Source organism: Defluviitalea raffinosedens (assembly GCF_016908775.1).
GTDB classification, from domain to species: domain Bacteria; phylum Bacillota; class Clostridia; order Lachnospirales; family Defluviitaleaceae; genus Defluviitalea; species Defluviitalea raffinosedens.
Map to the genome: position 1 here is coordinate 71923 of NZ_JAFBEP010000007.1, position 25972 is coordinate 97894.

Genomic DNA, 25972 nt, shown 5'->3' on the forward strand with positions numbered 1-25972 from the left:
ATTTCTTTATAAATTTAAAGCGATTGTGTTATAAAGTGAAAAAGTATATAATACTTATAATGATTTTTAAAATGCACCAAATATTAGATGAGGAGAAAACATTATGGCGATAGAAAAGGTAAGAGAATACTTCAATCAATGGGGAATGGAAGACAGAATCCTTGAATTTGATGTATCCAGTGCAACGGTTGAATTAGCATCCCAGGCAGTAGGCTGTGAACCAAAAAGAATAGCAAAGACCTTATCTTTCATGGTGGATGGAAAACCGATTTTAATTGTGGTTGCAGGGGATGCAAGAATCGATAATGCAAAGTATAAAGCTCAGTTTTCAACCAAGGCAAAAATGCTTACACCGGATCAGGTGCTTGAACTTGTAGGACATGCTGTTGGGGGTGTATGTCCTTTTGGTATTCCTGATGATGTTATGGTATATCTGGACAAATCTCTGAAACGGTTCGAGACTGTGTTCCCCGCATGCGGCAGCAGTAATAGCGCCATTGAATTATCCATTGAAGAACTGGAAAAATACTCAAATTATTCTGCCTGGGTGGATGTATGTAGAGGATGGGAAGAGTAAAGCTAAATTTCCTTTTTGAAATCAATTTATTTTGTATCTTGACTATAATCAGGAAATAATATATTATACTTAAACATAGCAAAATATAAAAATTAATTGCATACGCTGAATTCTTTTAGAAGCGGGGGAACCAATTTTTTGGGGCGAATTCCGTAAGGATAGGATAATTCTTTCAGTCCGAGCCCGGCAGCTAACTCCGTAGGCGTTGAAAGGAGATATTTGGAATCATTACAGCCATGGACTCTCCATGGCTTTTTGTGTTCCCTAAAATATGCAAATAAAAGGAGAATAAAGATTTATGAAAGATACTCATAAAGAAGGTCTTGGAACATTTGAAGGTGTTTATACCCCTACAGTATTAACCATTCTGGGAGTTGTTATGTATCTGCGCATGGGGTGGATTGTTGGAAATTCAGGGATCCTGGGAACTTTAAGTATTATCATTTTAGCTCATATGATCATCATAAGTACTACTTTATCCATGTCTTCCATGCTAACCAATATCGATATCGGTGCAGGAGGGGCATACGCTATTGTATCCAGATCTCTTGGACTAGAAATAGGAGGAGCTGTGGGTATTCCTTTGTATTTCTCTCAGACCCTGTCGGTTGCATTTTATATTACGGGATTTACAGAGGTATGGACTTCATTTTTTGATCATCCTAGATGGCTGGTAGGCTTGATTGTATGGGGAATATTGACTGTATTATCTGTAGTCAGTGCCCGATTAGCCTTTAGAATCCAGTATTTTATTTTAGGAGCTATGGTTCTTTCGATTGCTTCATTTATACTGGGTCCATCTTTAAACTCAGAAAGCCCTGTATTAATTGGTAACTTTGAGCAAAGTGGGTATTGGGAAACTTTCGCTATATTCTTTCCGGCAGTTACAGGTATCTTATCAGGAGCATCCATGTCAGGTGAGCTTAAAAGTCCAAGGAAAAGCATTATTAGGGGAACTTTGGCTGCTGTTATGACGGGATTGGCAGTTTATATGTTATTTGCTTTACTGTTTGCAACCAGAGTTCCAGAAGAAATATTACTTTCTGACCACTCAATTATTCTTCAGTTAGGAAAATTCAGGATTCTTATTGTGGCAGGTATTATGGGGGCGGTTCTATCATCAGCATTGTCCTCTTTGGTAAGTGCTCCTAGAACATTGGCAGCTTTAGCAGAGAACAGGTCTGTACCCTTTGCTAAAATTTTTGCAAAGAAAACGGCTGGCAACGAACCTCGCAATGCAGTTATTGTTTCATCACTTATTTCACTGGCTGTATTACTGGCCAGCAATTTAGACAGTTTGGCTGCAATGTTAACGCTGTTCTTTTTAACTACTTATTGTACGATTAATTTGGTGGTTTTGGTTGAACAAGCTATAGGCGTCATCAGCTTTCGCCCTAGGTTTCGGATTTCTATTTTAATTCCTGTAATTGGACTTGTTGGCTGTTTGCTTTCCATGTTTTTAATCAATAAATGGTTTACGTGGATCACGTTTATTTTGATATTGGTAATTTATTATATGTTGAGGAGAAAGAATTTGGTATCTCCATGGGGAGATGTCAGAGGAGGCGTATTCATCTCTCTGGCAGAATGGGGCGCTCAAAAATCCATGTCCATGCCGTATCATCCCAGACTATGGAAACCCTCTATTCTGATTCCAGTAGAAAATCCTGAAGATTTTAAGAGAATATCTCGACTGATCCGAAGTTTAATCAATCCTTCCGGCAGAGTTTATTACTTAACTATGAATAATGTAGGAAATCAGAGAAAGGAACTGGAAGAGAAAATTGATGCGGTTTTACAGCCATTAAAAGAAGAAAACTTATTTGCTCAAAAAATTGTAATTAACAGCAAAGATTATAATCAAGATTTAAATATTGTTTTACAAAGTTTAGTGCATGTATTTTTGCCGCCTAATACAATCTTTTTTACCATCAGTGAAGAGACAGAAAAGAGAAAGAAATTTTTTGAAATGGTAAAAAATCTGGAGGACGTAAGAAAAAGAATAGGATTATTATGTTTGCGCATTCATCCTAAATATGGATTTGGACAGGAAAAAAATATTCATTTATGGTTAAGGAGTAAAAGCAAAAACTATAATTTAGCGGTTTTAAGTGCTATCCAAATTATGAAAAATTGGAATGGAAACTTGACTTTATGCCGTGTAGCAGAGCATGCTTCACAGGTACCCAATATTGAAAAAGAGCTGCTAAAGTTTATAGAAGATGCGAGACTACCTATTAATACTAAAATCGATGTCAAAGTTGGCAACTTTTACGATTTAATCAAAGAACAATCAACGGATTTAAATATTCTTGGAATGTCCAATTCTCTCGGGCAGATAGAAAACATCATTGATCAAGTACCTGCAAGTATTTTATTCGTAGGGGATTCTGAGTTAGAAAATGTTCTGGTATAGCAAAAAAATCAGTGGTTTGACATACGTAAACCACTGATTTTTTTATGCTGTTTTATAATAATGGTTAGGGTGTATCGCTCTTTTTACATAACTTATGATGGATGTATAAAATTTTGGTACAGAAAAAGCTGGTGCAAACATATTGTCAACCTTACTTTTAAACAAGGTTGACAATTCTTTCTTTTTCATATATACTTTAAGAGACATGTCAAAGCAGAAGGAATGAAAAAGAAAGGGAGAGGATTATGGAAGAAAAATCTAGTGTTTATAGAATGGCTATGATTGGGGTTATGGCCGCAGTCATTTGCATACTTGGACCTTTATCTATACCCATTGGCGTGGTACCTATTTCATTTACAAATCTAGCAATCTATTTATCCCTTTATACCCTTGGCATGAAGAAGGGAACGATCAGTTACATCATTTATATGTTGATAGGATTTATCGGTATCCCCGTGTTTTCTAATTTTAGCGGAGGTCCGTCAAAGCTTCTGGGGCCGACTGGAGGATATATTATCGGGTTTATATTTATGGCGCTTATTGCAGGATTCTTTATTGATTCCTTTTTTGAAAAATGGTATTTATGTTTTATAGGAATGGTTCTGGGGACAATAGTATGCTACGCAATTGGTACTGCCTGGCTGGCTCATCAAGCCAATATGCAGATTGCAGCTGCTCTTAGTGTCGGAGTTATTCCATTTATCCCAGGAGATTTGGTTAAAATAGCGATTTCTAGCTTTGCAGGGCCTCAAGTCCGAAAAAGACTGATCAAAGCAAACCTATTCTAGAGATGATCTCCTCAATCTGAAACTACTCATTGATCCTTTGTATGAGGGATCAAATGAGTAGTTTTTTTGTACAACTTTCCATCTGGCCGCAGTGAGAATAATTTACTATTGATGAGTCATTTTTATAATGGAGGTTTGCTATGGGATACTATATTAATGTAGAACCAGATGTTAAGATTTATGTGGAGGATTTAAATCCTGCCGGAAAAAAGACTATTTTATTTCTCCATGGTTGGCCAGCCAGTCATAAACTATTTGAGTATCAGTTTAATTATTTGCCAATGATGGGATATAGGTGTATCGGTATTGATACCAGAGGATTTGGTGATTCAGATAAACCCTGGAGAGGATATGATTACGACAGATTGGCAGATGATGTTCGCTGTGTTATTGATACGCTGAAACTACATGATATTGTGCTGGGGGGACACTCTACCGGAGGGGCCATTGCAATTCGATATATGGCGCGACATAAGGGACATGGTGTAGCCAAACTTGCTCTCTTTGCAGCGGCTGCCCCAAGTTTGGTTCAGCGTCCTTATTTCCCTTATGGCGTACCAAAAGAGGGGATAGAAGAAATGATCCAGGAAACATATAACAATCGGCCGGAAATGTTAAGAAGGTTTGGGCAAAGATTTTTCCACAAATTCATCACTGAATCCTTTGAAGAATGGTTTTTCCAGTTAGGGCTTCAGGCAGCTGGCTGGGCTACTGCTGCTATTGCTCGAACCTGGCTGGGAGAGGAAGGCCTATTTACGGATCTTGGCAAGATATTCGTTCCAACTTTGATTCTTCACGGAATCCATGACCAAGTTTGTCCTTTTGCCTTGGCAGAAGCTCAACATCGAGGAATCAGGAACTCAAAGCTGATACCGTTTAGAGACAGCGGACATGGGCTGTTCTATGATGAAAAGGATCGATTCAATCAGGAATTGATTAAATTTATCGAAGAATAAAAAGAAATCCCCTTACTATTAAGGGGATGAGATCATATAATCCCTATCATTTTCATCAAATATTTGGCATTAGTCGTATTGGACTTTCCAGGCTTTATTTTGTAGTCAAAGTAAATTGCATTATCCCTATAATATTCTGAGAAGTTATAGTTCTGGATTCGGGGGTATATATTTTCTAACTGACAAAGTTCCAGGTCATGGGTGGTTATGAGGCCGGCCACATTGAGTGTATTGAGCTGTGCAATGACTGTTTTGGCACCGATGAGTCGATCTACCGAATTTGTACCTCTAAATATTTCGTCTATAAGAAAAAGCATATTTGAATCGTTTTTTGCAGTATCGATGATGGTTTTTATGCGTTTAAGCTCAGCATAGAAGGTTGAAATGCCTTCATTCAGATCATCCACAATCCTCATGGAAGTCATAATTTTAAGAGGAGAAAAAGTCATCTTCTTTGCACAGACAAAACTTCCGGCTTGAGCCAGTACCAGATTAATGCCAACTGTTCTTAAAAAGGTAGTTTTGCCGGACATATTTGAGCCTGAAATGATGAAGATATTATCATGAAGATTAAAATCATTGTTGACTCTGGCTTCATTAGGAAGCAGGGGATGTCCTAAATCCTTTGCTTCTATTATTTTACTTTTATCTGAAATTATAGGCATACAAATATTACTGCAGACATTTCCAAGAGTAGAAAAGCTCATTAAACTTTCAAATTCTCCCAAAGCAAGAAACCACTTCTCGCATAGATGGGCATATTTTGCTTTCCATGTTTCCAGCATAAAGGCACATTGGTAATCCCATAATAAAAATACATTTAAAACAAAGTAGATGATGAGATTACTTCTTACACTTATCTTTGTAAGGATTTTATTTAAGTCTTTGATTGCCTGCGCTGCAGATGTTTCTGAAGCACCAAGTTGGGATTGAGTTTCCTTGAGCTTTTCAGAATGAAAGCTCTTACTTTTAAGCATTTCAATAACGGTACTATAAGGGGCTAATTTATACGATGTATCCAGGATTGCACCTAAATAATTTTGTGTTTTTGGAAATCCCAAAGCCCAAAGAAGAGCCTGTATCATGGCCAAAGTGGCTCCAGTTAAATATAGATTTTTTAACTGAAAGATCAGCATAAAAGCAATCAATAAAACCGTTATTGCCGGAGTCCATAATAAAATGAATTTTAATATTTTATTGGTGGTGAAAGGTTTAGAATCTTTTAAATTACTCACAAGATCGGGAGCAGAGGGACTATAACCAATTTTTGAAAAATAATATTCCATTTGATTTGTAAATTCGATGTCCTTACTAAGTTCAAAAACAGCCTCCTGCCTTTTTTGTAATTCATTTTTTGTATAGGAAGGATGCAACAGGTCTTTGGCAAAGGCCTGACGGCCATACCAGGTATGGGTTCGATTGAGAAATTGAAATAAAGATTTCTTGCCCACGATATCAAGGTCACAGCCATAAGGATGCTCCGAATCAATAAATTCCTCACCAATATCCGAAAAGCTATCCCATTTACCAGATATCCTGTCTAAATGTCGATTATTTATAGCGATCATTCCGCTTAAATAATCGATTTTTTCTTTAAGTTTATCCTGATATACCCAAAAGCCAATAAAAAGAAAGAAAATACCTAAGCTTATCCCAATAAGAAAAAGAGAAAACCCCTTAGTAAAAGTAGAGTATCCAGACACGATTAATATAAGAAAAAACCCGAGCTTCACATAGCCTACAAAATTAAATAATACATTATGCTTTTTCAAAGAAGCTTCATGCTCTTTAATGAATTGAGTAAATCTGTTATCCATAAAAACACCTCTATAATTGTAAAGTGACTACAAACTTGATGAAGACTTTTACAGTGTACACAAGATTTTAAAGGAGGACAAGGAGTAAAAATAGAAAGGATAAATTCAATATTTTATCCTTTTTTGCGTATTAATTCAAAAAGTTAATAATATGGCATTAAATAAAATAATATGAGAAAAAATTACAATGACTTATTGATATTTAAGAATAGTTTGATAGAATATAAATTAAAATAAATTTTTTTGTAGTATAGAAAGATAGATTTAATGATAGGAAGAATTAATAATATGGTTCAATCAATTATACATATTGCCTTAGTAGTTAGAGATTATGATGAAGCGATAGAGTTTTATACTAAGAAGTTAAATTTTACATTAGTTGAAGATACTTATCAGCCAGAACAAGACAAGAGATGGGTTGTTGTATCACCACCTGGTTCAATAGGTACGACATTATTACTGGCTAGAGCATCAAATCCTGAACAGGAATTATTTATTGGTAATCAGTCAGGTGGTAGAGTATTTCTTTTTTTGTATACAGATGATTTTTGAAGAGATTACAATGAAATGCTTGAGAGAGGTATTGAATTTGTAAGAGAGCCTAAAGAAGCTCCATATGGAATCGTTGCTGTTTTTAAAGATTTGTACGGTAACTTATGGGATTTGGTAGAATTAAATGAAGATCATCCTATTGCTAAACGAATGAAATAAAGAATTAAAAGTCAGAAAACAGGTTCCCAGGATTTCGCTTATGTAAAGCCGTCTGGGAATGTTTTTTATTTGAAGAAAAAAGAAGGTTAATGGTGATTTCTGCCTAAAAGGACAGATAACAGAGTGTCCTCAACATTCATCATCATTCTGAGTTGAATTATGTGAAAGTTGATGAATACCTTAATTCTAGGAACTTTAGACGATAGAATATATTAATGATGATCATGCAGATTTCTTAAATGAATTATTACAATATAAACATTTTATGAAAGGGAAGAAACTTATTCCTTTGAAAGAATGATGTAATTAAACATAGGGGGGAAGTAAATGAAAGACGAAAGTATTATCATCGTACAAGCTAAAGCGGATTATGTAGAATCATATAATAGAGCAGTTGATATAGTAGCGAGAGAAAGAAAATATTTAGCTTCAACCAAAGGTTTCTCACTAGAGAGTACAAGAAGTTTTGTAGAAGCAATTGAGCAAAATAATTTGGCACAATTTTATGCTATAAGGAATGGAATGGTTATTGGATGGTGCGATATTTTGCCCAAGAATTTTGAAGGATTTGAGCATGTAGGAACTTTGGGAATGGGAGTATTGCCTGAGTATCGAGGAATTGGTTTAGGAAGTCATTTGCTTGAGAGAGCAATTGAACATGCAAAAGCAATAAATGGGATAGAGAAGGTAGAATTAGAGGTGTTTGAAAGCAATGAAAATGCCCTTAAATTCTACCAAAAGCATGGATTCTTTCAGGAAGGCAGAAGAGTTAAGTCAAGGAAGTTAGATGGACAATATGACAATATCATTTTAATGGGGAGATTTATATAAAATTATGTGCTTATTTTTATTCTAAAATCTCTTCATTCTTTTTCTGATCCAGTATCAAATTATAGATTAGCCCTGCCAATACGAAGATTCCCCCAATTACCTTGCCTATGGATAATTGGTGTAAAGTAAAATAATCAATCGCAATTCCCATAAACAATTGTCCAATGAAAATCAGTAGAGTCAGGTTGAATGAAGGTATTTTATGAGAAATATAACTCTGAAGCATTACAACTACTACTCCAAAAAGACCGCCAAAATATGCCCATACAGGAATGGAACCTAAGGAATGATTAGTAATTCTTAAAGGTTCCTTATTTATTATAAGAAAGAAAAAGGCGAAGATTAAACCAACGATATAATTAAAGAAAGTACCTTGGAGAAGGCCTATTTTTTGTGCCAAATTGGCATTTATGATTCTAGAGACAACGATGGTAACACCTGCTAGAAATGACGCGAGGATTGCTATAGCAAACATTAAGATCCCTCCTTAAAAAATAGTCATAATAATGATGCCTGATGTAATGAGAAGTAATCCAAAAGATTTTTTTATGTCAAATTTCACTACTTTCATTCCTAACCATCCGAAATGATCAATAATAATTGAAGTTAGAGACTGCCCAAGCAGTCCTAAAGCAAGAGGCATAGAAACACCCAGTACAGAAAAACCTATATTGTTAAATAGAACCGTAAAAACTCCGATTGCACCGGCACTGTATAAATATAGAGGAATATCCTTACTGAAATTTATTCTGGCTTTATTTGGAATTAATACTAGTATCATGGTAATAAATCCTACAATATGAATGATGACGACAGACTGATAATTGCCAATGGAACTGGATAGTACTCCATTAATTGCTATCATGATTGATATTAAGGCTCCGATTGAAAGAGAAAGTATATTGTTCATATATTTGCTCCTTTCTTTGAATTTTACGTTCAATTTATCATAAAGTTATTGCCTGTGGTTATGACATATGTCATACTAAAGAAAATATTTTTATATCGAGTAAAAATGTGGTGTTGACATGAAACTAATTTATGATATTTATAAGATGAATCAGTATATTGAAAAATATAAAATACATCAGTTGTTTTCTGAGGATATAAAACCTTTTATGGAACTTTTCTTATTTAAGAGTGGGGAGTACATTTGCAAAGACAATGAAGAGATTTCTTATATTTATTTCTTTGTGGAAGGAAAAGCGAAAGTATATATCACGCTTAGCAATGGAAAATCTCTGCTTCTTTGTTTTTATCAGCCTTTTACGATCTTGGGAGATATAGAATTGGTGGAAAAGAAAAACGCCAGTAGTAATATACAGGCGATAGAAGATGTTTATTGTATCGGAATTTCTTTAGAACGAGCAAGGGAATATCTACTGAATGACTCTAAATTTTTAAGAGTCATCTGCACTTCTCTTGGCAAGAAACTTAATAGATGCTCAAATAACAGTTCTATTAACTTGCTGTATCCTCTTAAAAATAGATTAGCCAGTTATATCTTGGTTGCCGGAAAGCCTATAAATCATAAAGATGGAAGAAGTATTGAGTTCTTTGGAAACCTGACAGAAATAGCAGAACTTTTAGGTACCAGTTACAGGCATTTATTAAGAACTTTAAATGAACTCTCCAAAATGGGCGTATTAGAAAAGAAAAACAGTGCTTATGAAGTCACTGACTTGAAACAACTTAAAAAATTAGCTGGGGATTTATATAGATAAAAAGAGTAGAAGCAATCCTTGTTTTTTTGGCAATTGTCTTTTAATTGAATTAATTTAGTTTGTTTTTTGTCTATATTTAACATTTTTGCATGACATCTATAAGAAGTTTTATAAATAATATATAAGTGTTTTTTTCTTTTTATAAATTAGAGTAGCAGGAAATTATTTAACAATTTAAAAATTTGATGTTGATTTAAGAATTTAATTCTTGACAAGAAGAATTTTATAAGATAGAATTATTGAAAATTAAACTTATCAAAGGCAATGATCAAGAAGTAGTAACAGTAATGGAGTCCTTCAGAGAGCTTTCGGTTGGTGCGAGAAAGCAGGATATAGGTACTGTGAATTCATCTTGGGAGCTATACACCCAAAGGTATATGCTGAGTAGGCTGTATCGGGATCCACCCGTTATAGTGGAAAGCAATGTTAGTTGCTTACTGAGGTTGTGAAAACAACGAAGCAAGGTGGTACCGCGAACGACAAATTCGCCCCTGTGATACAGGGGGCGTTTTTTTATTATAAAAAAGATTTTTTTAAAAAAGATTTAATTTTTGTAGCAAATGATGGATATTTGCGTTTTTCTTGCATACTCTTATATAAATCTTGTTTTGTGTAGCAAACCATTTAACCTGTAAAGGTTAATTTAATTAATAAATTAATGAATAAATTAAAAATGATAAAATGGGAGGAATGAGATATGAAAAAGTTTATAAAAACTTTATCCTGTTTTCTTTCTACAGCAGTATTAATGCTTGCAGTAGGTTGTTCAAACGGAGGTGCAAATACTCCGGCTCCAGCTGGCTCATCTGATACGTCCGGCGAAAATAGTTCAAAGAATGTTACCGTGGGCATTATTCAGTATATGGATCATGTTGCCCTCGATTCTGCAAGAGAAGGGTTCATCGAAGCCTTGAAGGCTAATGGCTATGTAGAAGGAGAGAATCTTACGATTGATTATCAGAATGCCCAAGGAGATCAAAGTAACCTTTCTACAATTAGCGATCGTTTTGTAAGTAATAAAGTAGATTTAGTATTGGCCATTGCAACTCCGGCTGCTCAATCCATTGCCGGCAAAACGACAGAAATACCTATTTTAGCAACTGCTGTTACAGATTTTGAAGCTGCAAAATTGGTAGATTCTAATGAAGCTCCTGGAGGAAATGTCAGCGGAACTACCGATATGAATCCGATTAAAGAGCAAATAGACCTTTTAGCAAAATTAGTGCCTGATGCAAAAACAGTAGGGGTACTTTATACTTCCAGCGAGGATAATTCCGTATTACAGGCAAAGCTTGCAAAGGAAGCTATTGAAAACTTAGGTCTTAACTATGTAGAAGTAACTGTTACCAATTCCAATGATGTTCAGCAGGCAACACAATCCATAGTAGAAAAATGCGATGCAATCTATATCCCAACAGACAATGTATTTGCTTCTGCTATGCCAATTGTACACGGTGTAACAGCTCAGTCCAAAACGCCTGTAATCTGCGGTGAATCAGGTATGGTTGATAATGGAGGTTTGGCTACTTTAGGAATTAACTATAAAGATTTAGGATACCAGACTGGTTTAATGGCAGTAAAGATTTTAAAAGGAGAAGCTTCTCCAGCTACAATGCCGATTGAATCTGCTACAGAATTTGATTTTGTTATTAATGGTATAGTGGCTGAAGAAATTGGTTTAGAAATTCCTGAGGATCTTCAGCAATATATCATAAAATAGCAGTTTAGCAGACAGAATTGACAGGTTCATATGACAACTTCAGAAATGGGGGATATAAAGTGTTACAGATTATTTTAGGTGCTGTTTCCCTGGGGCTTTTGTGGGCGATTATGACTATAGGAGTGTACATCACTTATAGAATATTGGATATTGCAGATTTGACAGTAGAGGGAACCCTTGCCATGGGGGCAGCCATTGCAGCCCAGGCAATTACCAGTGGAATGAATCCTTATGCTGCAACTGCTTTGGCTTTGGTAGGCGGTCTACTCGCAGGGTTAACGACAGGAATTTTGCATACTCAGCTCAAAATACCTGCGCTCTTATCAGGAATATTAACAATGATCGCCTTGTATTCTATTAATTTACGTATAATGGGAAAAGCCAATATTTCTCTTTTGCGTACGGAGACGGTATATAGTTGGCTTCAAAGTCTTGGCTTAAGTGATACCAATGCAGTAATCGTTTTGGGATTGATTTTTGTCATGGTTATTGTATGTTTCTTATATTGGTTTTTTGGAACAGAACTTGGTTCGGCTATTCGTGCCACTGGTAACAACCCCAAGATGGTTCGGGCTCAAGGGATCAATACAGATATTATGAAAATTATCGGCTTGGTTCTTAGTAATGGACTTGTGGCAATAAGTGGAGCACTTATTGCTCAAAGCCAAAGTTTTGCAGATGTGCAGATGGGCACAGGATCCATCGTTATTGGGCTGGCATCTGTAATTATCGGTGAAGTCTTGTTTGGGAAAAAGAATTTCTTTAGCAGATTGGTTTCTTTGGTACTGGGGGCAATCACTTACCGAATTATTATTGCACTGGTACTAAAAATGGGAATGCCGGCGAACGATTTGAAGCTCTTTACAGCGATTACTGTGGCAATCGCACTATCACTGCCAGTATTTAAAACTTATCTGAACCCCGTCAAAATTTCTATTAAGGAGGGGAAATAAATGTTATCAGTGAACGAAGTATACAAGGTGTTTAATCCCGGAACAGTCAATGAAAAAGTAGCTTTACGGAATGTCACAGTAACCCTTGAAGAAGGTGATTTTGTTACCTTAATTGGTGGTAATGGCGCGGGTAAATCTACCCTCTTAAACTCTATTGCAGGGGTATTTCCTGTTGATAAAGGTTCGATTATTATTGACGGTACAGATGTAACCAAATTACCCGAACACAAAAGGGCGGCTATGTTAGGCCGGGTATTCCAGGATCCAATGATGGGAACAGCATCTAATATGTGGATAGAAGAAAATTTGGCGCTTGCTTTTCGCAGGGGAAAGCGTCGTACTTTAAAATGGGGTATTACAAATAAAGAAAGAATGATGTATAAAGAACTGCTTGCACCTTTGGGTCTGGGACTTGAAAACAGATTAACGACCAAGGTTGGACTGCTTTCAGGAGGTCAAAGGCAAGCTTTGACACTTTTGATGGCAACCCTAAAAAAGCCTAAGCTTTTACTTTTGGATGAACATACTGCGGCTCTGGACCCAAAAACAGCTCAGAAAGTATTGGAGCTTAGTGACAAATTTATTAGAGAGGGTAATTTGACCACATTAATGATTACGCATAATATGCGGGATGCTATCAAGTATGGTAACCGCCTTATTATGATGCATGACGGTCATATCATTTTAGACATTAAAGGTGAAGAAAAGAAAAAGCTGACGGTTGAAAACCTTTTAGAACGTTTTGGAAAAGCTAGCGGAGAAGAATTTGCCAATGACCGTGCATTGCTGGCATAATTTCTATATATCATTTTCATAAAAAGACAGATTCCTTTTATGGACTGTCTTTTTATTTTATTTTTAAAAATTTTAAAGGATTTTTTATCAATTTAAAGAATATTATTAGTGAATAAAATAAAAATTAACTATAGGGGAGGAAGCAATATGGACTTTAAGTTCAAAAAACTAGTTAGTGCACTGATCATGTTTGCTATGGTAGTGGGCTTCGTTTTTGCCCCGACAGCAGTAGTTAGTGCAGAAGAAGGAAAAACAACAACAATCACCATCGTACATACGAATGACACCCATTCAAGAGTAAACGAAGGCGTAGGATTTTCAAGAATTAGTTCTAAAGTAAAAGCACTTAAAGAAGCCAATCCTAATGTTTTACTTTTGGATGCCGGGGATACTTTCCATGGGCAGCCTTTTGCTACAATTACACAAGGCGAAAGCATAGTAAAGGTTATGAATGCTGTAGGTTATGATGCTATGACTCCTGGAAACCATGACTTTAACTATGGTCAAGACAGATTGCTTGAACTGGCGAATCTTGCACAGTATCCTATCATATCTGCCAATGTATTAAAAGCAGATGGAACGACGTTGCTTGAGCCATATGTTATTAAGGAAGTTGGAGGGTTGAAAATAGGAATATTCGGCCTTTCAACACCTGAGACAGCTTATAAGACCAATCCCAAGAATGTGGAAGGTTTAACCTTTGCTGATCCAGTAGAAACAGCTAAAAAGATTGTTGAAGAACTTAAAAGTAAAGATGTGGACGCCATCATTGCACTCATGCATCTGGGAATTGACAAAGAAAGTACAGATACTTCTTACCGTGTAAGAGATCAGGTAGAAGGCATAGATTTGATTATAGACGGTCACAGCCATTCAACTTTAGATACTATCGACAATGAAGGGAAAACCACGAAAATCGTATCAACAGGCGAGTATAATAATAATTTAGGTATCGTAAATTTAATTTTTGAAAACGGAAAATTAAAATCCGTGGAGCCTACACTTTTAAGCAACGAAGCAGTTGCAGAATTAGAAGAAGATTCTGCGATTTCAGAAGTGATAACGAAGCTCACCGAACAAAATAAAGTGATTACATCTGTAGTGGTAGGGAAAACAGAAGTAGTATTGGATGGAGAAAGAGAGCATGTAAGGGCTGGAGAAACGAACTTGTCTAATCTTATAACAGATGCAATGCTTGCAGTATCTGGCGCTGATATGGCTATTACAAACGGAGGAGGCATCAGAGCGTCCATAGATGTAGGAGACATCACAATGGATGAAATTATCACAGTACTGCCATTTGGCAACTATGTCATTGTAAAAGAGTATACGGGCGCTCAGATCTTGGCTGCTCTTGAACATGGAACAGCCAGCTATCCGGAATTGGCGGGTGGTTTCCCACAAGTAGCTGGTGTGACCTTTACTTTAGATTTGAATAAAGAAGCAGGCAAAAGAGTTTCTGACGTAATCATTAACGGAGAACCTCTTGATCTAGAAAAAACTTATAAAGTAGCTACGAATGATTTTCTGGCAGAAGGCGGAGACGGATATGATATGTTGAAAGAAGGAATTCTAGTGACAGAATTGTCTGCTCTTGACGAAGTTCTTGTAGAATATATCAAAGGGTTAGAATCTATACCGGCAGAAGTAAGACCTAGAATGACTGTTATAGAAAAGACAATTCAGGAAGAACCTACAGAAGTAGTAGAAGAAAAAGCAGAAGAAACAGTAAAGCAAGTACCTGCAACACAGCCTGAAAAAGAAAAATCCACACAAACATATGTTGTAAAAGCTGGGGATATATTATGGAAGATTGGCGTAAAATTCGGAGTAAAATGGGAAGAGATTGCTAAATATAACAACTTGAAAAATCCAAATCTGATTTTCCCTGGACAAAAATTAATCATACCGGCAAATTAAATAGTTTTACGAAGAAGGAGAGGTAATCAAGCCTTTCCTTTTTTTATTGCACAGAAAATCCCGCCGGGTTTCCTATGCCAAAAAACCTTATTATAAAATCGTTGCTTAAAGGAGTTTAATATCCTATAATATAGTTTAATGTTATATTTGTTACAATATTTTTATTAATGAAAATAGTTATGATATATTAAAAAAGGGGAGGAAAAGCAGTGCCGATCACTGAAATATTATCTCGAAATGCTGAGTTGTATGGTCAAGAAACATGTTTGGTAGAAATTAATTTAGAACTTCAGGAAAGCCACAATGTTATTTGGCGAGAATATGAACTGATTGAAAATAATCCGGCAGGGGAATATCGCCTGGAAATGACTTGGAGAGTTTTTAATGAAAAAGCCAATCGTCTGGCCAATTTATTACTGAAGCGAGGAATTAAAAAGGGGGATAAGGTAGCTATTCTTTTAATGAATTGCTTAGAGTGGCTGCCCATATATTTTGGAATCTTAAAGGCTGGTGCTGTTGCGGTACCTTTAAACTTCAGATATACAGCTGAAGAAATAAAATATTGTCTGGATTTGTCTGATACAGTTGCACTGATTTTTGGTCCCGAATTTATCGGGCGTCTGGAATCTATTTATGATCAAATCCCACGGGTAAAAACGCTTTTTTATGCAGGAGAAAATCGTCCCAGTTTTGCTGAAAGTTATGACAGGCTTACAGCCAATTGCTCATCTGAGACTCCACAGGTTGAGCTTAGTGACGAGGATGATGCGGCAATATATTTCTCATCTGGAACAACAGGATTTCCAAAAGCAATTTTACATACTCACCGCAGCTTAATGGCTGCATGTTATACTGAATATCAGCATCACGGTCAAACCCATGAGGATAATTTTTTATGTATTCCTCCCCTTTATCATACCGGTGCTAAAATGCACTGGTTTGGCAGTTTATTATCCGGCAGCAAAGCAGTATTGCTTCGAGGAATCAAACCAGAATGGATCCTTAAAACAGTTTCAGAGGAAAAAATCACCATCGTCTGGTTATTAGTTCCATGGGCTCAGGATATTTTGGATGCCATTGAAAGAGGAGATGTGAAACTGGAAGATTATGATCTTTCTCAGTGGAGACTTATGCATATCGGTGCTCAGCCAGTTCCGCCAAGTTTAATCCATCGCTGGAAAAAATATTTTCCTAATCATCTTTATGATACAAACTATGGTTTAAGTGAATCTACAGGTCCAGGATGTGTTCATCTGGGAACAGAGAATATTCATAAGGTAGGAGCTATCGGAATACCAGGATACAAGTGGGAAGCAAGGATCGTTGATGAGCAGGGTAATTCTGTTCCTCAGGGAGAAGTGGGAGAACTGGCAGTAAAAGGGGACGGAGTGATGAAATGTTATTATAAAGATCCTGAGTCTACAGCAGCTGTCATAAAAAACGGATGGCTCTTTACTGGAGACATGGCCAGAATGGATGAAGATGGTTTTATTTATTTGGTGGACCGCAAAAAGGACGTTATTATCAGTGGAGGAGAGAATATCTATCCGGTGCAAATTGAAGATTTCCTCCGTGCCCATGAAGCAATTAAAGATGTGGCAGTTATTGGGCTGCCCGATCAACGTTTAGGTGAAATTGCAGCTGCCATTATAGAATTAAAATCTGGATATACCTGTACGGAAGAAGAAATAAAAGCATTCTGTACTTCGATGCCTCGCTATAAACGTCCAAAGAAAATCATTTTTGATAAAGTTCCTCGCAATCCTACCGGTAAAATTGAAAAGCCTAAGTTAAGGGAAAAATATGGGGCTTCTGGTTTAGTTGCAGCTCAGGTTGAAATCCGAAAGTAAAAAAGCTAGGGGATCTGTAATAGCAGGACCCCTAGATTTTTTTATACAAAATTATATTTTTGAATCGTTTCATAAAAAAGAACAAAGATATAATTGACGAATAGTGTAGGAATATTGTAAATTATAGAAAAGATATATAGGTTTTTTTTACTATAATTCTTTATCAATCCTGGCAGGCAATGTTTTTCGTGAATGCAGCGTGCGCTTTGGATGAGGAGGGAATCTGGTGAAAGCTGAGCATAAGTTTAAAAGGTTGGACACTAAGGTTTTTATCATTTCTTTTCTTGTTATTACGATGATTTTCTTTGGGATCAGTAAAATTATAATTTATAGTATAAGAGAATACTATTTTAGTCGCATGCAAGAGGATTCCATTAATTTTGCAAAAAGTTATTCTTACAGCCTATCCAAAGCGGCAGAGGCCAAGGATGTTGTCAATGAATTATTAGAAGAAAAACTTCTTGTGGCAAGCAGGGCAATTGCTTTATATGACGGACAGTACAGCAATCAATTACTGAAAGAATTGGCTGATATTTTAAAAGTAGATGAAATCGCTTACTACAACGCTCAAGGAGAAATAATTTATTCCAATGTAGATGCTATGGTTGGATGGAAGGCGTATGAAGGTCATCTGTTTTATGATTTCATGATGAGCGAGCAAGCAAGTTACATTGCCCCAATTAAGCAGGATTCAAAAACTGGAAAATACTTTAAATATGCTTATTTTAAAATTTCAGACGATAGATTTCTTGAGATAGGCGTTAAATCAGAGAAGATTTATAATTTCCTTGGCAGTTTTGAGATACGTAAATTACTGGATGAGATACAAGAAGTTGAAGGTGTAGCAAAGGTCTTTTTTATTGATAACCAGTTTAATATTACTAGAAGTTCAAAAACCCATTTTGATGAAAATAAGATCATTACTCCGGAAATTAGAAATGCCATTTATGGTAACAGAGAATACAGTTACATTAGTACATATGACGAAGAAAAAGAATATCAGGCTTTTGTTCCGGTATACCTAGAGAACATTAAAAATTTAGAGAATATTAAAATAGGAACGTTAGCTATTGGGCAGTCACTAAGGGAAGCGGAAGAAATCATAAAAAATTTAACTGGAGTAATCTTAGTCGCATTGTTGATCATATATGCATTGCTGATCTATATTATGATTTCGACATATCAAAAAAATGAAAAATTAATTCATCTGGCTTATTACGACGGATTGACCGGACTGCCGAACGAACATTATCTTAAAGAAATTTTAACCAAAGAATTAGAAAAGAATGAAAAGGCTCGAAGAGCTCTTTTACTCATTAATTGTAAAAATTTCAGAATGATTAATATGACTTATGGATATGATTATGGAGACGAAATTTTAAAAGAACTCACTAAACGTATTCAGAACTTAGAAGATGGCAGCAAAATACTTTTTCGTTTTTCGGCCGACAGATTTGCTTTGTTTATGAAGCATTACAGTGATCAACAAGAATTGGTGTCTGTTGTGAATAAAATAATCAAAGCATTCAAAGATCCTTTTAAAGTAAAAAATGTAGAACAGAATATAAATGTAGAAATTGGCATAGTTGAGATTCATAATAAATATGATCATTCAGACAGAATTTTAAAAGACGTATCGATTGCATTAAGCGGTGTTAAAGAGAATGATGCAGGGTATGCTTTTTTTAACAAAGTTATGGAGAATAAACTTCAGAGAGAAGATCTAATTGAAAAAGAGATTAGAGCGGCTATTACAGAAAATGATACGAGTAAAATATATCTGGAATATCAGCCTCAAGTTGATTTAAAGTCAAATAAAATAACTGGGTTTGAAGCCCTTGCGCGGATGAGAACAAAGAAGCTTGGTTTTGTTTCTCCTATGGAATTTATTGATGTGGCAGAAAAAAAACAGCTCATAGTTCCCCTGGGTAATTTCATTCTCACGCAAGCCAGTGAATTTATACGGGACTTGACTGACAAGGGATTTAAAGATATAAAGGTAGCAGTAAATGTTTCTGGAATACAGCTTCTTAGATATGATTTTACAGATACAATTATGAAGATTATTTCAGATACCGGTATTGAGCCATCAAGTCTTGAACTGGAAATAACGGAGTCCGTACTTTTGGGCAATTATAATATAATTAATGAAAAACTTAAAAATTTAAGGAATCATCAAATAGAAATAGCCTTAGATGATTTTGGTACGGGATATTCCTCTTTCGCCCGATTAATTGAGTTAAATATTGATACTTTGAAAATTGATCGCTACTTTATCAATAACATTTCAATTAAAGACAGCGGAGACATCATCACAGGAGATATTATTTCTATGGCACATAAACTGGGACTCAAAGTAGTGGCAGAAGGCGTTGAAGTTCCTGAACAGAAGAATTATCTTATGGGCCACCATTGTGATAGAATGCAAGGATATTTATTTAGCAAACCTCTTTCAAAAGAGAAAGCCTTAAAAATGTTGTTTAATCAAAATAAGTAAATGATTGATACAGGAGATTATCACTGAAAATATTGCTGATAATCTCCTGTATCATTTTATAAATTTACTTTTTTTGTGTAAAATAATTAATATGTTATTATTGCAAATACTAGAGTCATAGGATCTATGATCAATTAGGAGGTAAGTATGTCAAAACTTATTAAAGAATTTAAACCATTTATTGCGTCCATTCTTATTACCATAGCATTCCTTTTCCTTCAGGCCGCTACAGAGCTGGCTTTGCCTGATTATATGTCAGATATAGTTAATGTGGGTATTCAGCAAAACGGAATAGAGAACCTGGTTCCAGAAGTCATGAAAGAAGACACCATGGATAAAATCATGATTTTTTCAGATGAAGATGAAAAGACTTTAATCAGCCAAACTTACAAGTTAATAGGAAAAAACACTCTTACCCAAAAAGAATATGAAAAGCTGGTAAAGAAATATCCGGCTTTAGAGCAGGAAAACCTATATATCTTAAATACAAGATCGAAAAATGATCTGGAAACAATGAGTCCTTATTTAGGAAAAATATTTCTGATCATAAGTGCTATAGAAGAAGGAGCTTATCAATCCTATGTAGATTTGCCTCAGGGAACGGATCCTTTTATGATACTCAGACAGTTGCCCAGAGAGCAAATAGATGCCATAAAAATTAAGATAGATGAACAGTTTAAAGTGTTGCCTGAAGGAATCATTACTCAGTCGGCGCTTGCTTATATCAAGTCCATGTATGAAGACATAGGCATCGACATGAACAGAATTCAAACCAATTACATCTTATATATAGGCGGAATGATGCTGTTGATTTCCCTTGTAGGTATGGGGGCATCCATAGCGGTTGGATTTTTATCGGCAAGAATTTCATCAGGTCTTGGGAGAAGTTTAAGAGATAAAGTTTTTAATAAAGTCACTACTTTTTCCAACAGTGAATTTAATGACTTTTCAACCGCTTCATTAATTACAAGAAGTACCAATGATATTCAGCAGGTTCAGATGTTTACGGTTATGATGCTTAGAATGGTATTCTATGCCCCCATATTAGGAGTAGGCGGAGTGATCAGGGCTTTGAGGACGAACACTTCCATGGCATGGATTATTGCCGTTGGAGTAATGGCCATTCTGACTTTAGTGATCGTTATTTTCGCAACCGCCATGCCCAAATTTAAAAGGATGCAAAGGCTGGTAGACAATGTTAACCGTGTGACGAGAGAAGCTCTTACCGGAATGCTGGTAATCAGAGCCTTTAATACGCAGAAAGTTGAAGAAAAAAAGTTTGATGATGCCAATATAGATTTAACCAGAACAAATCTTTTTGTATCCAGAATTATGACTGTATTGATGCCGACGATGATGCTCATTATGAACAGTGTTACGTTGCTCATTATATGGATAGGTGCAAAAGAAATAGAAAACGGCACCATACAGGTAGGAGATATGATGGCCTTCATGCAGTATACTATGCAAATCATCATGTCATTTTTGATGATTTCTATGATTTCTATCATACTTCCTAGAGCTTCTGTATCGGCTCAGAGAATTTCAGAAGTCTTAAATAAGGAAATTACAATAAAAGACCCTGAAAATCCTAAAGAAGTTAAGAAAGATGTAAAAGGACTTCTGGAGTTTAAAAATGTGAGCTTCAAGTACCCAGGAGCAGAAGAATATGTTCTTCAAGATATTTCATTTACTGCCAGACCGGGAGAAACTACTGCTTTTATAGGAGGTACCGGTAGCGGGAAATCAACCCTTATTAATCTTATACCGCGATTTTTTGATGTTACAGAAGGGCAGATTCTTCTGGATGGTCAGGATATTAGGGAAATGAAGCTGCATGATTTAAGAGAAAAAATCGGATATGTTCCTCAGAAGTCGATTTTATTTTCAGGAACCATAGAAAGCAATATAAAATATGGTAAAAATGCCGATGCCAGTGATGAAGAAGTACAGAAAGCGATAAGAATTGCTCAGGCGAAAGAGTTTATCCTTGAAAAAGAAAAGGGATTGCAGTCAGAAATTGCTCAAGGCGGAGCCAATGTCTCGGGAGGCCAGAAGCAAAGACTTTCTATAGCCAGAGCCCTGGTGAAAAAACCGGAAATCTTTATATTTGACGACAGCTTTTCGGCTCTGGATTTCAAAACAGATGCCGCTTTAAGAAAAGCAATGGCTGAAGAAATAAAAGATAGTACCCTTTTAATCGTAGCTCAGAGAATCAGCACGATCATGAATGCTGAAAAGATTATTGTGCTGGATGATGGAAGGATTGTAGGGATGGGAACCCATAAAGAACTTCTAAAAAATTGTGAGGTTTACAGGCAAATTGCACTCTCACAATTATCAGAGGAGGAACTGGCAATATGAGTGAAAATAATGCTAAAAATAATTTTCCAAGAGGAGGCCATGGACCTATGGGAGGGATGAGGGGAGGTTTCGAAAAGCCTAAAGATTTTAAAGGGACCCTTTCAAAGCTTTTGGACTATTTAAGACCTTACAGGCTAAAGCTTATTATAGTCATGATTTTTGCCATAGGCAGTACGGTCTTTTCTATAGCTGGCCCCAAAATATTGGGTAAGGCTACCACCAAAATATATGAAGGAGTCATTTCTAAGATCACTGGATCAGGTGGAGGGATAGATTTCCAATACCTTTTAAATACGGTTTTATTACTGTTAGGATTGTATATTATCTCCGCAGTATTTTCTTATATTCAGGGATTGATTGTGACCGGCGTTTCACAGAAAGTATCGTATAATCTCAGAAAAGAAATATCTGAAAAGATTAATCGATTACCTCTTAAGTATTTTGATTCTGTATCTCATGGAGATGTACTTTCAAGGGTTACAAATGATGTAGACACTGTCAGTCAGACTTTAAACCAGAGCTTAAGTCAGATCATAACTTCTGCTACCACTTTGATTGGTGTTCTTATTATGATGCTGTATATCAGCTGGGAAATGACGATTGCGGCTATTTTAATTCTGCCCTTATCCATGGTTTTAGTACTGGCCATCGTAAAGAAGTCGCAGAAATACTTTATAGAGCAGCAAAAAGCTTTAGGAAAAGTAAATGGACATATCGAAGAGGTATATGGCGGACATAACATTATGAAAGCATTTAATGCAGAGAAAGAAGTGGTTGACCAATTTAGAAAAATTAATAAAGAACTGTATGATTCTGCATGGAAATCCCAATTCTTATCCGGAATGATGATGCCCATCATGAACTTTATAGGGAACTTAGGCTATGTGGCCGTTTCTATTTTAGGAGGCTGGTATGCCAGCAGAGGTGTAATAGAGGTAGGGGACATCCTTTCCTTTATTCAATACATCAAAAGTTTTACACAGCCCATATCCCAGGTAGCACAGATCAGTAATGTCATTCAGTCCACTATTGCTGCTGCTGAAAGAGTGTTTGCCTTTCTGGAAGAAAAAGAAGAGGGAACAGAATCTGCAAAGCCTGTTGAGCTGGACAAGGTAGAAGGAAGAGTGACCTTTGAAAATGTAAAATTCGGTTATAACGAAGATAAAATCATCATCAAAAATTTTTCAGCAGATATAAAACCAGGCCAGAAGGTCACTATCGTAGGTCCTACTGGAGCAGGAAAAACAACCATAGTCAAATTGCTTATGAGATTTTATGAATTGAATAGCGGAAGGATTCTTATAGATGGTCATGACATCAAAGAGTTTACACGGGAGCATTTAAGATCGCATTTTGGCATGGTTCTTCAAGACACCTGGCTTTTTTCCGGAAGCATAATGGAGAATATTCGATATGGGCGTCTTAGTGCCAGTGATGAGGAGGTTATAGAAGCTGCAAAAGCTGCCCATGTTCATCGATTCATCAAAACTTTACCGGATGGATATAGCATGATGATAAACGAAGAAGCCAACAACATATCCCAAGGGCAGAAACAGCTGCTTACCATAGCAAGAGCCATCCTTTCAGATCCCAGGATTCTTATATTGGATGAAGCAACTTCTTCTGTGGATACCAGAACCGAAATTTTAATACAAAAAGCTATGGAAAATCTGATGAAGGGCAGAACATCTTTTATCATTGCCCACAGGTTGTCGACCATAAAAGATGCAGATCTGATTCTTGTTATGAAAGATGGCGATATTATAGAACAAGGCAGCCATGAAGAACTGTTGAAAAAGAATGGATTCTACGCGGAACTTTATAATAGTCAGTTTGCGTCATGAAAAATATCATAAGAGTTTACAATATACTTACCTATTTGAGCTGTATAAAAAAGGGCTGTGCACTAATTATTTAGTGTGACAGTCCTTTTTTTGTGCGCAAATTATAACTAAATATTCTAACAGTAGTTTATAAATAAATTGATTGATTTGTCATTTTATACAGCGTTTGTTAAATTTAGAATGGCAAAAATATACCATATATTGATTAAAATGATATATCATATAGATAAAATATACAATAAAATAAATATGATCACTAAAAAATTATGAAAAGTGATTAAAATAATGTATCAAGGAGGGGTATAATGAAAGCTAAAAAGCTATTTTCTTTCATTCTCTCAATTGCTATGGTGTGTTCATTGACAGCATGTGGTAATTCTGAAAAAGCATCAACAGTACAGACAGAAGAAATGACAGTAGAAAAAGAAGAAAATTCTGCTCAGGATGCAAGTGCTACGCCACGGAATGAGACATTATATTTTGCAGGGCAACAGTGGGGAACCATAAATGACTGGAATCCAATGTCATCCAATTCTAATAATGGCATGGCGCTGAACCAGGCAGGAAGTGCTCGTGTAATCGTGTGGGAAACACTTTTTATGTACAATATGCTTGATGGTAAGTTATATGGTTTGTTGGGAACAGACTATTCTTGGAATGATGATAACACTGAATTAACGGTACACTTAAACAAAGATGCAAAATGGAATGACGGAACAGAATTTACTGCAGAAGACGTTGTAGCTACATTTGATGCACACATTAAATATGAATCGCCAACAGGTTCAGATTTCAAACCATATATAGAAAAGGTTGAAGCTAAAGATGATTATACAGTTGTATTTTATGCTACAAAGGATGCATCGGGGAAAGCTATTAATCCTTTAAAAGTTTTAGACTTTATTCCCAAAATATATATCATGCAGAAAGAATATTTGGAGACTGTTGCAGCGCGTAACAACAATGATGCCAATGCAATTAAGCAGGATAAAATGGAAGACTTGGTAAGTACAGGTCCTTACAAGCCATACTATTATGATGACCAGAAAGTTGTACTCATAAGAGATGATAATTATTGGGGACAGGCTAAGTCCATGTGGGGTAAACTTCCTGTTCCAAAATATCTGGCACATACAATTTTTAGTGGAAATGATACAGCACTTGTTGCTTTAAAAGCAGGGGAGATAGATGTAGCACAGATGTTTGTAGCAAATGTGCAGAATCTCTGGTTACAGGATAAGTTACCTATTTCTACATATATCGATGAAGCTCCTTATGGTATCTGTGCAGCAATGCCGACCATTTGGTTTAACACAAGAAAAGATGGGTTGGATAAGAAGGAAGTGCGTAAGGCCATTGCTATGGCAGTAGATTATGATCAGATCAATAAGGCAGCCATGACAGGTCAGTCACCTACATTTGATGAAGTTCCGAGAAGTGTTATGAATGCTACTGATGCAGAGCAAAGCATGATTGACAAGGATGCCTTGAAAGATTATCAGTTTGGCAATGATCCGAATAGAGCGAATAAGCTTCTGGATGAGGCTGGTATTGTTGATACAGACGGTGATGGGATCAGAGAGTATCCTGCAGGGAACAATCTGAGATTCAAGGCAGAGTGTCCTGAAGGCTGGTCTGACTGGAATGCGACTTTGGAGATTGTTGCAGCAGCTGGTAAAAAGATTGGTATTGATATCACCACTTATTTCCCTGATGCTTCAACATACATGGAAGATTTAACAACAGCTAATTTTGACATCATTATGGCTACACCAAATGGTACAGCATCCATTACCTGTCCATGGCAGCGCTGTCTTGAACTTATGGGTTCTGACCTAAATGATTTGGAAGTAGTGACACGTGGTAATTTCGGAAGATGGAAGAACGACCGTGCTGATGAATTGTTGGCACTTATTCCGAATGAGACAGATACAAATAAATTAAAAGAATACTATACGGAACTATCTAAAATTTATCTTGAAGAGGTACCTTCATTCACAGCAATGTATCGTCCGGCAGCATTTCATATTGTAAATGAAACTGTATGGACTAATTTCCCTCAACAAGATGATGGAACCAACATACCACCTTATGATTGTACGGATGGATATGGCGTTGCCGCTCTATATAATCTGACTCTGGTTGAAAAATAAAATAAAAATACCGCAGAAACCGATAGCAATGTCGGTTTCTGCTTTTCCAGAAAGGT

The 25972-nt window shown here is 36.1% G+C and carries 20 protein-coding genes, 1 riboswitch and 1 other annotated feature; of the genes, 17 read left to right on the forward strand and 3 right to left on the reverse strand.

Annotated features, from left to right (window positions below; translation table 11 throughout):
- Positions 1 to 103 precede the first annotated feature (103 nt).
- The 4 genes from JOD07_RS07275 to JOD07_RS07290 all read left to right on the forward strand — a co-directional run bounded on the left by JOD07_RS07275 (position 104) and on the right by JOD07_RS07290 (position 4737).
- Positions 104 to 577, forward strand: coding sequence for a YbaK/EbsC family protein (locus tag JOD07_RS07275; RefSeq protein ID WP_204613110.1), 474 nt, complete (start codon positions 104 to 106; stop codon positions 575 to 577).
- Positions 578 to 670: 93 nt separating this feature from the next.
- A riboswitch (cyclic di-AMP (ydaO/yuaA leader) is annotated at positions 671 to 797 on the forward strand.
- Between the two features lie 78 nt (positions 798 to 875).
- Complete coding sequence (locus JOD07_RS07280) at positions 876 to 2993, forward strand: amino acid permease (protein WP_204613112.1); 2118 nt, start codon at positions 876 to 878, stop codon at positions 2991 to 2993.
- Positions 2994 to 3238: 245 nt separating this feature from the next.
- Positions 3239 to 3781, forward strand: a complete 543-nt coding sequence (locus JOD07_RS07285) for a biotin transporter BioY (protein ID WP_158740015.1) — start codon at positions 3239 to 3241, stop codon at positions 3779 to 3781.
- A gap of 140 nt (positions 3782 to 3921) precedes the next feature.
- Positions 3922 to 4737, forward strand: a complete 816-nt coding sequence (locus JOD07_RS07290; RefSeq protein ID WP_158740016.1) for an alpha/beta fold hydrolase — start codon at positions 3922 to 3924, stop codon at positions 4735 to 4737.
- A 32-nt stretch (positions 4738 to 4769) separates the two neighbouring features.
- Here the strand turns inward: JOD07_RS07290 and JOD07_RS07295 are convergent, their stop codons facing one another.
- Positions 4770 to 6554, reverse strand: a complete 1785-nt coding sequence (locus JOD07_RS07295; RefSeq protein WP_204613114.1) for a MutS-related protein — start codon at positions 6552 to 6554, stop codon at positions 4770 to 4772.
- Between the two features lie 288 nt (positions 6555 to 6842).
- Between JOD07_RS07295 and JOD07_RS16055 the strand changes: the two genes are divergently transcribed.
- The 3 genes from JOD07_RS16055 (at position 6843) to JOD07_RS07305 (ending at position 8096) form a co-directional block, all read left to right on the forward strand.
- Positions 6843 to 7106 carry a VOC family protein gene (locus JOD07_RS16055; RefSeq protein WP_243429273.1) on the forward strand — a complete coding sequence of 88 codons (264 nt, stop codon included), beginning with the start codon at positions 6843 to 6845 and terminating at the stop codon, positions 7104 to 7106.
- Positions 7107 to 7121: 15 nt separating this feature from the next.
- Positions 7122 to 7265, forward strand: coding sequence for a VOC family protein (locus JOD07_RS16060; protein ID WP_243429274.1), 144 nt, complete (start codon positions 7122 to 7124; stop codon positions 7263 to 7265).
- A gap of 327 nt (positions 7266 to 7592) precedes the next feature.
- Positions 7593 to 8096, forward strand: a complete 504-nt coding sequence (locus tag JOD07_RS07305; RefSeq protein ID WP_158740019.1) for a GNAT family N-acetyltransferase — start codon at positions 7593 to 7595, stop codon at positions 8094 to 8096.
- Positions 8097 to 8112: 16 nt separating this feature from the next.
- Here the strand turns inward: JOD07_RS07305 and JOD07_RS07310 are convergent, their stop codons facing one another.
- Together JOD07_RS07310 and JOD07_RS07315 are read right to left on the reverse strand one after the other, a co-directional pair.
- On the reverse strand, positions 8113 to 8571 hold the full coding sequence (locus JOD07_RS07310) for a DMT family transporter (RefSeq protein WP_158740020.1): 459 nt from the start codon (positions 8569 to 8571) through the stop codon (positions 8113 to 8115).
- A gap of 12 nt (positions 8572 to 8583) precedes the next feature.
- A complete protein-coding gene (locus JOD07_RS07315; RefSeq protein WP_204613116.1) occupies positions 8584 to 9006 on the reverse strand; it encodes a DMT family transporter in 423 nt (140 codons plus the stop codon).
- Between the two features lie 118 nt (positions 9007 to 9124).
- Between JOD07_RS07315 and yeiL the strand changes: the two genes are divergently transcribed.
- The 10 genes from yeiL to JOD07_RS07365 all read left to right on the forward strand — a co-directional run bounded on the left by yeiL (position 9125) and on the right by JOD07_RS07365 (position 25916).
- A complete protein-coding gene (gene yeiL, locus JOD07_RS07320) occupies positions 9125 to 9820 on the forward strand; it encodes a transcriptional regulator YeiL (protein WP_204613118.1) in 696 nt (231 codons plus the stop codon).
- Between the two features lie 255 nt (positions 9821 to 10075).
- Positions 10076 to 10316 (forward strand) — a binding site (T-box leader).
- 201 nt (positions 10317 to 10517) lie between these two features.
- Positions 10518 to 11540, forward strand: coding sequence for an ABC transporter substrate-binding protein (locus JOD07_RS07325; RefSeq protein WP_158740025.1), 1023 nt, complete (start codon positions 10518 to 10520; stop codon positions 11538 to 11540).
- 59 nt (positions 11541 to 11599) lie between these two features.
- Positions 11600 to 12493: an ABC transporter permease gene (locus tag JOD07_RS07330; protein WP_204613120.1), complete on the forward strand. Its 894-nt coding sequence runs from the start codon at positions 11600 to 11602 to the stop codon at positions 12491 to 12493.
- Positions 12494 to 13288 (forward strand): ABC transporter ATP-binding protein, encoded by a 795-nt coding sequence (locus JOD07_RS07335; RefSeq protein ID WP_158740027.1) that lies wholly within the window; start codon positions 12494 to 12496, stop codon positions 13286 to 13288.
- A gap of 147 nt (positions 13289 to 13435) precedes the next feature.
- Positions 13436 to 15208 carry a 5'-nucleotidase C-terminal domain-containing protein gene (locus JOD07_RS07340; RefSeq protein ID WP_204613122.1) on the forward strand — a complete coding sequence of 591 codons (1773 nt, stop codon included), beginning with the start codon at positions 13436 to 13438 and terminating at the stop codon, positions 15206 to 15208.
- A 209-nt stretch (positions 15209 to 15417) separates the two neighbouring features.
- Positions 15418 to 17058 carry a class I adenylate-forming enzyme family protein gene (locus tag JOD07_RS07345; RefSeq protein ID WP_158740029.1) on the forward strand — a complete coding sequence of 547 codons (1641 nt, stop codon included), beginning with the start codon at positions 15418 to 15420 and terminating at the stop codon, positions 17056 to 17058.
- Between the two features lie 226 nt (positions 17059 to 17284).
- Positions 17285 to 19555 (forward strand): putative bifunctional diguanylate cyclase/phosphodiesterase, encoded by a 2271-nt coding sequence (locus JOD07_RS15805; RefSeq protein ID WP_204613124.1) that lies wholly within the window; start codon positions 17285 to 17287, stop codon positions 19553 to 19555.
- Between the two features lie 147 nt (positions 19556 to 19702).
- Positions 19703 to 21919 (forward strand): ABC transporter ATP-binding protein, encoded by a 2217-nt coding sequence (locus JOD07_RS07355; RefSeq protein ID WP_204613132.1) that lies wholly within the window; start codon positions 19703 to 19705, stop codon positions 21917 to 21919.
- Positions 21916 to 23763, forward strand: a complete 1848-nt coding sequence (locus tag JOD07_RS07360) for an ABC transporter ATP-binding protein (RefSeq protein WP_204613134.1) — start codon at positions 21916 to 21918, stop codon at positions 23761 to 23763. Before JOD07_RS07355 ends, JOD07_RS07360 begins: the two co-directional genes overlap by 4 nt.
- 305 nt (positions 23764 to 24068) lie before the next feature.
- Positions 24069 to 25916, forward strand: a complete 1848-nt coding sequence (locus JOD07_RS07365) for an ABC transporter substrate-binding protein (protein WP_158740033.1) — start codon at positions 24069 to 24071, stop codon at positions 25914 to 25916.
- The last annotated feature ends 56 nt before the right edge of the window (positions 25917 to 25972 follow it).